The sequence below is a fragment of the Corallococcus sicarius genome, assembly GCF_003611735.1.
Taxonomy (GTDB): domain Bacteria; phylum Myxococcota; class Myxococcia; order Myxococcales; family Myxococcaceae; genus Corallococcus; species Corallococcus sicarius.
Window position 1 is genome coordinate 1 of record NZ_RAWG01000361.1, and the last position, 9,010, is coordinate 9,010.

General features: G+C 73.0%; 4 protein-coding genes. 2 read left to right on the forward strand and 2 right to left on the reverse strand.

The window, feature by feature from the left end:
* Both D7X12_RS35600 and D7X12_RS35605 read left to right on the forward strand, forming a co-directional pair.
* Nucleotides 1–1,528 (forward strand): hypothetical protein (locus D7X12_RS35600; protein WP_244224977.1); only part of this gene is annotated, 1,528 nt, incomplete at its 5' end.
* 75 nt (nucleotides 1,529–1,603) lie between these two features.
* Entirely contained in the window at nucleotides 1,604–5,299 is a 3,696-nt protein-coding gene (locus D7X12_RS35605) for a VCBS repeat-containing protein (RefSeq protein ID WP_120629660.1), read from the forward strand.
* On the opposite strand, the gene D7X12_RS35610 is transcribed toward D7X12_RS35605, so the two are convergent.
* Together D7X12_RS35610 and ligD are read right to left on the reverse strand one after the other, a co-directional pair.
* Complete coding sequence (locus tag D7X12_RS35610) at nucleotides 5,296–6,240, reverse strand: DMT family transporter (protein ID WP_120629661.1); 945 nt, start codon at nucleotides 6,238–6,240, stop codon at nucleotides 5,296–5,298. The two genes, D7X12_RS35605 and D7X12_RS35610, sit on opposite strands and share 4 nt — an antisense overlap.
* Before the next feature lie 76 nt (nucleotides 6,241–6,316).
* On the reverse strand, nucleotides 6,317–8,947 hold the full coding sequence (ligD, locus tag D7X12_RS35615) for a DNA ligase D (RefSeq protein WP_120629662.1): 2,631 nt from the start codon (nucleotides 8,945–8,947) through the stop codon (nucleotides 6,317–6,319).
* Between the last annotated feature and the right edge of the window lie 63 nt (nucleotides 8,948–9,010).

Here is a 9,010-nt window from a genome sequence, read left to right on the forward strand (position 1 = left end):
CTCCCCCGCCGTGGCGCGTTTCCTCCCCCCCTCGCTGATGCTCTGCGCCGCGCTGCTGTCCGGCGCGTGCGGTGACGGCGCTCCTCCGGGCAGCGACCCGGCGAAGCCCGCGCCGTTCAAGGCCACCCAGGTCCCCAGCTCCCAGGGGCTGGCCCAGGCCCAGGGCTTCGCGGACCAGTCCGGCGGCGGCATCTTCGCCACCCCCACGGGCGGCGCCGTGCGGCTGCGGCTGGATGGCACGAAGGCGGCGCTGTCCGCCCACCCGCAGAACAAGGCCACGCTGGGCAGCGTGAGCGCGACCTTCCGCCTGGGGCCGCACAGCGCCCTGGTGGAGACGGACAGCGGCCTGTTCCTCGCGGACAAGGGCTGGCTCATCGAACCGCTGTGGCAGGAGGTGCTGGGCACCGGCATCATCGCCACCGCGCAGACGGCGGATGGCGCGGCGTGGCTCGCGCACCCCACGGGCCTGTACCAGATGCAGGGCGGCACGCTCGCGTCGCTGAAGCTGTCGGGCCAGCCCCTCACCGGCATCACCACGATGACGGCGGCGCCCGCGGAGGACGGCCTGCCGGGCCTCTGGTTCGCGCGCGACGGCAAGCTCAACGTCGTCGTGGCGTCCGCGCCGGGCGTCTACCAGGTGCGCGGCTCGGACGCGCCCCTGAGCGGCGGTGAGACGCTGGTGTCGCTCGCGGGCCTGTCCGCCGGCACCGGCACCGCGGGCGAGGTGTGGCTGCTCACCAGCACCCGCGTGCTGCGCCGGAACACGGAGGGCTGGAGCACGGTGGACCTGCCGTCCCGGCCCCAGCAGCTCCTGGGCGCGGGGCGCTTTCTCTGGGCCCGCGCGGGAGAGCAGCTCTACACCTACGACGCGGACGCGAAGGTCTGGGGCGTGGCGGAGGGGCTGCCCTCCGGGACGCCGACGCTGCTGGCCGTGGACGAGGCGGGCAGCGCGTGGGTGGACGTGAACGGGCAGGCGCTGTCGGTCAGCAAGGGCGCGGTGCCGCGGGTGACGGGGCTGCACCAGGGCATGCTGGTGGTGGAGGACGGCCTGGCGCTCCAGGCCACGCTGCCGCCGGGGACCGCGCCCAAGAGCGTGGCGTTCCAGGTGGACGCGGAGCCGGAGTTCGCCGCGACGGGGCCCGTGTACAGCCTGGGCGGCCTGGAGGCGGATGAGTCCACGCTCAAGCCGTACTCGCTCGCCACGCTGGCGCCGGGGGCGCACACGCTGGCCGTGGTGTCCCGCTTCGAGGACGGCACGGAGGCGCGCCGCGCGGTATCCTTCAAGTACCAGCCGCTCACCAGCACGCCCGGCTTCGCGCGCGACATCCGGCCCATCCACGAGGCCCGGTGCGCCAAGTGCCACACCACCAGCCCCGGCCGGCCGCTGAACACGTATGACCTGTGGAAGTCCAACGCCCAGCTCATCACCGCGGCGGTGCGCGACCTGCGCATGCCCGCGGACGGCCCGTTGGATCCGCAGGGCATTGCCCTCATCCAGCGCTGGGCCGCATCTGGCGCGCTGCCCTGACCTTGAAGTCGCCGCAGTCCTCCCGTTGAAGGCGCCCCTCTCCTCCCGGAAGGGGCGCTCCCCGAGGCCCTCTCCATGAAGCGTTTCACCCGCGCGACCCCCCTGTTCGCGCTCCTGACCCTGGCGTGTGGGGGCGGGCAGGAGCCCGCCGTGGTGCTGCCCTACGTGGGCCCCTGTGAAGGCCTGGCGCCCCTGTCGGTGACGGTGGAGCCGACGACGGTGCGCTCGGGTGGCGTGGCCACGCTGGCGGCCACCGGCGGCAGCGGCCACTACAGCTTCCGGACGGAGGCGGGTGGCTCCTCCGGTGAGGTGCGCGGCGACCGCTTCGTCGGCGGCGCGACGCCGGCCGAGGACACGCTGGTGGTGGTGGACGAGCAGTGCGGCGGCTCCGCGACCACGCGCGTGAAGGTGATCGCGGGCTTCGGTGCCTATCCCTCGAAGGCGATGCTGCGGCCGGGCACGACCTTCCAGATCCTCATCGAGGGGCTGGTGGGCACGCCGTCCTACACGCTCACCACCAACGGCTCCGGCGGCACGCTCACGGAAGGGGGCGTCTACACGGCGGGCCAGAAGGAAGCGCTGGACGTCCTCACCGTGCGCGACGCGAAGTCCGGCGATACAGCAGTGCTCCAGTACACCGTGAGCACGGCCGCGAAGCTGGTGGGTGACCCGCGGTACCTGGGCGTGCCGTCGGGCACGTCCGCGCCGCTGGGCACGGCGGGCGGCACGGACCGCGTGGTGTGGACGAAGAAGTCCGGCCCCGGCACGGTGACGAACGGGCGCATCGTGGTGCCGGCGGGCGCGGCCGGGCTCATCTCCCTGGAGGCGAAGGACGCCTTCACCGGCGACGTGGCCACGGTGGGCGTGCGCGTGCTGGACGAACTTTCGCGGCCCCTGCTGGCCCACGGCAGGCTGTCCGACGTGGCCATGATGGTCACCGCGGACTTCGACGGGGACGGCATCCAGGACCTCGCGGTGGGACAGCGCGAGAGCGAACTGTCGCGGCCCTCCGGCGGCGCGGTGTTCGTCTACAAGGGCAGCGCGTCCGGGCTGCCCACGAAGCCCACGTGGGTGCTGGCGGGTGAGACGGAAGGCGCGCTCTTCGGCGACATGCTGGCCGCGGGCGACCTGGACGGCGACGGCCGCGCGGACCTGGCGGTGTCGTCGCCGGGCGCGGACGTGACCATCGGCGACTCGGGCGCCGTGTACCTCTACACCTTCAAGGCGGGGCAGCCGCCCGCGCTGCTGCGGCCGGCGCTCACCGGCCTGGGCCGGGGCGGCTTCGGCGCCGGCATGGCCATCGCGGACGCGGATGGGGACGGGGACCTGGACCTGTTCGTGGGCTCGCCCGGAGGGGACCTGTCCTCCATTCCCAACATCAGCCGGCGCGGCGTGGTGGACATCTTCATCCTCACCAAGGGCCAGCCCGTCCCGGACCTGCCGGTGGTGCGGCTGGGCGGACAGGACCTCAAGCAGGACGGCACGCTCGTGCTGCGCAGCAACACGGAGTTGGGCCGCGCCCTCGTGGTGGCGGACCTCAACGACGACGGCCGCGCGGACCTGGCGTCGCTCATCCGGCTGTCCCGCTACCGGGCCGACGGCAGCATTGAAACGCAGCAGATGGGCGTGGCGGTGTACTTCGCGCGCAACACGGAGCCGCGCTTCCACGCCACCGCGGACCTCTACGTGATGCCGTCCAACCCGGGCGACGCGAACGGCGAGGGCACGTGGCGGCTGGGCACCCTCCCGGGCGAGGGCTCCCGGCCCCCGCTGCTGGTGGTGATGTCGGACCGGGTGGACTCGCCGGACCTGCGCACGTCGGGCGGGGTCGCGGCCCAGCAGGACACGGGCGGCGCCTTCCTGTTCGACCTGCGCGCGAACAAGCCCACGGGTGAAGCGGCGGAGAAGCCGGTGAAGGTGCCGGTGGCGGAGGCCTTCGCGCGCTTCTACGGCGACGCGCGCGGCATCTCCGCGGCCCGCAGCTGGGCGGTGATGGACGTGGATGGCACGCCGGGGCCGGAGCTGCTCCTGGGCGCGCCCAACGCGACGGCGGGCTCGGGCGCGTCCCAGCTGGGCAACGCGGGCAAGGTGCTGGTGTTCCCGCTGGCGACGCTGTCGAAGGGCGCCGTGCTCAACAAGCCGTCCGTGGCGCTGGGCGGCGCGGCGAAGTCGGAGATGCTGGGCGCGGGGCTCGCGGCGTGGCCGCTGCCGGCGGGCCCGGTGCTGGCGGGCTTCTCCGGACGGGCCTCTTCTCCGCAGGGCGCCTTCACGGGCCGCGTGGACCTCTTCCAGAAGGCGGGCGGCACGCTGGCCGAGTGGACGCGCAGCGGCGTGGAGGTGACGACGAAGCCCAGCGTGGAGCGCTTCGGTGAGTCGGTGGCGGTGGCCCGGCTGGACGGCCGCACGGTGGCGCTGGTGGGCGCGCAGGGCTTCTCCGGCCCGGGCCCCAACAACGACGGGGCCGACCTCAACGTGGGCCGCGCGTACACCTTCGACACGGCGCAGCCCGCCCAGGCCACGGTGGCCGCGGAGGGCGCGAGCGCGCCGTGGGTGGTGGGCCGCAACGTGGGCGTGGACGTGGCCTTCACGGACTTCAACGGCGACGCGCTGACGGACATGGTGGCGAGCGCCACGGGGCTCGTCATCCCCGGCACGACGTCCGCGGCCGTGGAGCGGGACGTCTACGTGCAGAACGCGTGCATGGGCGCGAACTCGCAGTCGCAGGGCGGCCTGCTGGTCTCGCTGGGCCAGAAGGGTGGCGGCTTCAAGCAGGCCTATCGCGTGTTCGCGCCGTCGGTGATTGAAGGTTGCGACGACCCGGCGGCGGCCCGGTGCAAGCGCGCCGGCATCGGCCGGGGCGTGGTGGGCGGCTTCGACTTCAACGGCGACAACAGGGAGGACCTGGCGGTGCTGCGCGACCGCGGCTTCGACCTGTTCCTGGGCCGCGTGCCGGAGGACGCCTCGCTCGCGAAGCTGACCCTGGCCTGCGACCCCCTCTACTCCTGGCCCACCTCCGCGCAGCAGACCACCGCGGCCGCGACGCTGGGTGACCTGAACGCGGATGGCTGCGACGAGGTGTCGTGGCGCTACTCGGATGGCTCGCGCTCCGGCGTCGTGGTGCTGTACGGCTACGACCCGGGCGGCGCGCGGTGCGGTGGGCGGACGACGGCGTCCATGGTGCGCATCGCGGGTGACGGCGAGGTGCAGCTCAACATGTACAACCTGGGCGTGGCCACCACGCGCGCGGGCCGCTTCCTGGGCGACACGCGGGACTTCATCGCGGTGACGGCCGGCACCTTCCCGGTGGAGGGCGTGACGCAGCCGGCGGTGCTGCTCTACGAGGTGGCGAAGATCAACGCGCTCCGGCCCGCGTCCGGTGAGGCGCTGGCGCCCGCGCTGGGCGGCACGCTGACGCCGCTGACGGTGACGTACCGCTCGCGTGCGGTGGGCTTCGGCACGTCGCTCTGGGGCGGCAAGGACCTGACCGGCGACGGCGTGCCGGACCTGTGGGTGGGCGCGCCGGGCGCGTCGGTGGCGTCGGACGGCAGTGGCGCGGCGTTCCTCTTCGCCGGCGGCCCGAAGTCTCAGGGGGCGCTGTCGCCCTTCATGACGGTGGTGGGGGACGGCAGCGAGCGCGGCTCGCTCGGCCAGTCGCTCTCCGTCGTCCCGGGCGCTGGCGCCACGCCGCCGCACATGGTCCTCGGCGCGCCGAGGAGCTACCGCACCGGCACGCAGAACGGCACCGCGTTCTCCCTGCCGCTGGACTTCTAGCGGGGGGCTTCCGGAGGCGGCTTCGCCTCCGGAGGCTCGCGGTTGGCGATGGCCGCCGCGGTGAGGATGAGCACGCCGCCCGCCAGGAGCGACGGCGTGAGCGGCTCGCCCAGCAGCGCCACGCCCATCGTCACCGCCACCAGCGTGTCCAGCAGCGCCATGGCGCCCAGGGCCGCCAGCGAGATGCGCGGCAAGAGCCAGTACAGGCACTGGTAGGTGATGACCGTTCCGCCCAGCGCCAGGTACAGCAGCGAGCCCACGGCCCGGGGCGTCCAGTGCGTCGGTTGGTCCCACTCCAGGAGCGTGGAGGCGCCCAGCAGCAGCACCGCGCTGCTCAGCGTCTGCACCAGCGTGAGCAGGTGCGGCGGCACGTGCGTCAGGTGCTGGCGCACCAGCACGTTGGCCACCGCCACCACCGACGCCGCGCCCAGCGTCATCACGCACCCCAGCACCACCTGCCGGGACAGGCTCAGCGACACCAGCTCCTGGTGCTGGAGCGCCACCACGCCCGCCAGTCCCAGGAACGCCGCGAAGAGCTTGGTCCCGGTCAGCGGTTGATCCGGCAGCAGCACGCGGCCCACCAGCAGCAGCCAGACGGGGAAGGTGGAGAAGAGCAGCGCGGACCAGCTGGAGGGAATCCACTGCTGCGCCACGAAGAGCAGCGCGAAGGGCACCGCGAGCTGGACCACGCCCAGCCCCGCGATGCGCCACCCGGTGCCCCCGCCCAGCACCGTGCCGCGCGAGCGGGCGAAGGGCAGGAGCGCCACCCCGGCGATGAGCATGCGCAGGCCCACGAAGCGCAGGGGCGGCAGGTCCTGGAGCCCCACCTTCACGACGGTCCAGGTGGACCCCCAGGTGAGGAAGCAGATGGCGTAGGCGACGGCAATCTTCCACCGCGGCGCGGACTTCGCGGGGGGGCTCACTGTGATGACGGACGACATGGCGGCGCGGGCAGTAGCACGCGCCGAGCTGCTTTGGCGAACCTCCGTTGAGAGCGCGGCGCGTCAGCCGGCTCGCCTACTCCTTCGGCAGCGTCTGTTTCGTGCGCAGCACGGGCGCGAACAGGTCCCCCACGGCGTCCAGGCGCTTCTTCAGCGTCTCCAGGCGGAAGCGGTGCGGATCCAACCGGCCATTCACTTCGCTCCAGTCGAGCGGCGCGGAGAACGGCGCGCCCTCCACGGCGCGCAGGGAGTAGGGCGCCACCACCGTCTTGCCGCGCGCGTTCTGCCCCGCGTCCAGGTAGAGCCGGCCGCCACGCTGGTCGATGGAGCGCTCCGTGGTGGCGATGTCGCCCAGGGCCTCCTCCAGCTCCACGGCGCGCGCGTTCGCGAACGCCTGCGTCCGTGCGTAGGTGTGGCCCGGCGCCAGGGGCACCAGCACGTGCAGGCCGCGCTTGCCGGACGTCTTCGGGAAGGACTTCAGGCCCAGCGCATCCAGGCGGGCGTGCAGGCGTTTGGCCACCTTCACCACGTCCTTCCAACCGCCGGTGCCGGGGTCCAGGTCGAACACCACGAAGTCCGGCTGCGCCAGCCGGGGCGCGTGGCTGACCCACATGTGCAGCGTGAACGCGGACTGGTTGGCCAGCCACAGCAGCACGGACGCGTCCTTCACGTTCACGTGTCGCAGCGTCTTGTCCTCGTGGCGCACGGTCAGCGTGGGCATCCACGCGGGGATGCCGGACATCTCATGGCGGAAGAAGCCCGGGGCCGCGATGCCCGCGGGCCACTGCTGGTGCGCCAGGGGGCGGTCCGTGAGCACGGGCACCAGGAGCGGCGCGACCTCGCGGTAGTACCCGAACACGTCCTCCTTCGTGAGGCCGCTCTTGGGGAACAGCACGCGGTCGCCGTGCGTGAGCACCACCTCCGCGTCGCGCGTCGCGGACAGCTTCGAGACCTTCGTCGTGGTCTTCGTCGCGGGCTTCTTGGAGCCTGTCGTCTTGGAGCCTGTCGTCGTCTTCTTCGCGGCCTGCCGCGCGGCCGCATGCGTCGCGGTGCGGGCGGAGGCCTGGACGGGGGCGCGCCGCGTGCCCTTCCGGGCGCGTGCGCCCTCGGTGGGGGCGGGAGATTCACGCACGACGTCCTCGGGGACCTTGTCGCTGCGCAGGCCCTGGAACACGGGATGGCGCAGGCGGCCGTCCCTCGTCCACTCCGTGAACTGCACCTGGGCTACGTACTTCGGCTTCACCCAGACGGTGTCCGGGTGCGCGGGCGCATCCACGGCGGTCGGCTTCTTCGCGCGCGTGGCGTCCAGCAGCCAGCGCAGCTCCTGCCGGTCCCTGGAGGTGTAGCCGGTGCCCACCTTGCCCACGTCGTGGAAGCCCTCCTTGCCCCGCACCCCCACGCGCAGCGCGCCAATCTCCGACTTCGCCCGTGCGTTCTTGATGGGCAGGTAGCCCAGGATGACGACCTCCTGGCCGGCGACGACCTTCAGCTTCAGCCAGTCCCCGGAGCGCGTGCCCGTGTAGGGCGCGCCCCTGCGCTTGGCGATGATGCCCTCCCAGCCCCGGCGGCGCGCCTCCGGCAGCGCGCGCGACAGCGGCAGGTCCAACCGCTCCGACAACTGCACGGGCAGCTCCACGGCGGCCATCAGATCCTCCAGCCGCGCGCGGCGCTCCTCGTAGGGCAGGGCCCGCAGGTCCTCGCCGTTCAGCCACAGCACGTCGAACACGATGAAGCGCTGCTCCGCACCCTCCTCCGTGTTCTGGAGCAGCTGGAAGCGCGAGCGCCCCTTCGCGTCGAGCGCCACGATCTCCCCGTCCACCACCACGTCGGACGCGGGCAATTCGCGCAGGGAGGCGGTGAGTCGGGCGAAGCGTCCCGACAGGTCATTGCCCCGCCGGCTCTGGAACACGAACTTGTCGTGCGTGAGGGCGAACACCGCGCGGAAGCCGTCGTACTTCACCTCGTAGTCGTGCGTGTCGTCGTGCACCTCGTCGGGCACCGCCAGCCGCGCCAGCATGGGCGGCCACACCCGCTCCAGCAGTTGCCGCGGGTTCGCGGGCGCCTTGCGCGGCCTCTTCGGGGCCGCCTTCACCACCAGGGGCTTCGGGCGGAGCACGCCGGGCTTGCGCGGTCCCTGCGTCGCCACCTGGCCGCTCTTCACGGACTCCGGGCGCTCCGCGGTGACGTCGTAGTCCGGCCGCGCGAAGTCGTCCTTCGCCTTGAAGAACAGCCACTGCGCCTTGCCGCCGCGCGGGCGGGTGCGGATGAGGTGCCAGCGGCCCTGGAGCTTCGCGCCGTGCAGCACCACCTCCAGGTGTCCGCGCGCCAGCTGGGCGGTGGCCTGGTTCGGGGGCACCGTCTCGAAGGTGCCGGACTCCCACAGCAGCGAATCCCCGCCGCCGTACTGGTCATCCGGGATGTGGCCCTCGAAGTCCGCGTAGGAGCGCGGGTGGTCCTCGGTCTGCACCGCGAGCCGCTTCTGCGACGGGTCGAAGCTGGGACCCTTCGGAATGGCCCAGCTCACCAGCACGCCGCCAATCTCCAGCCGCAGGTCGTAGTGCAACCGCGTGGCGTCATGCTTGTGGATGACGAAGACAGGCGCGTCCGACAGAGGAGCCTCCGCGTCGGGGGCGGGCTCGGGCGTCAGGTGGAAGTCACGCTTCGTTTGGTAGCGGCGCAGGCGCGCATTGGCATCAGGGGTCTTCACCCGCCAACGCTCTGCACCGGAGCGAGCGGACGCAATTCTCACACGGCCTGGAGGGTGGGCGGG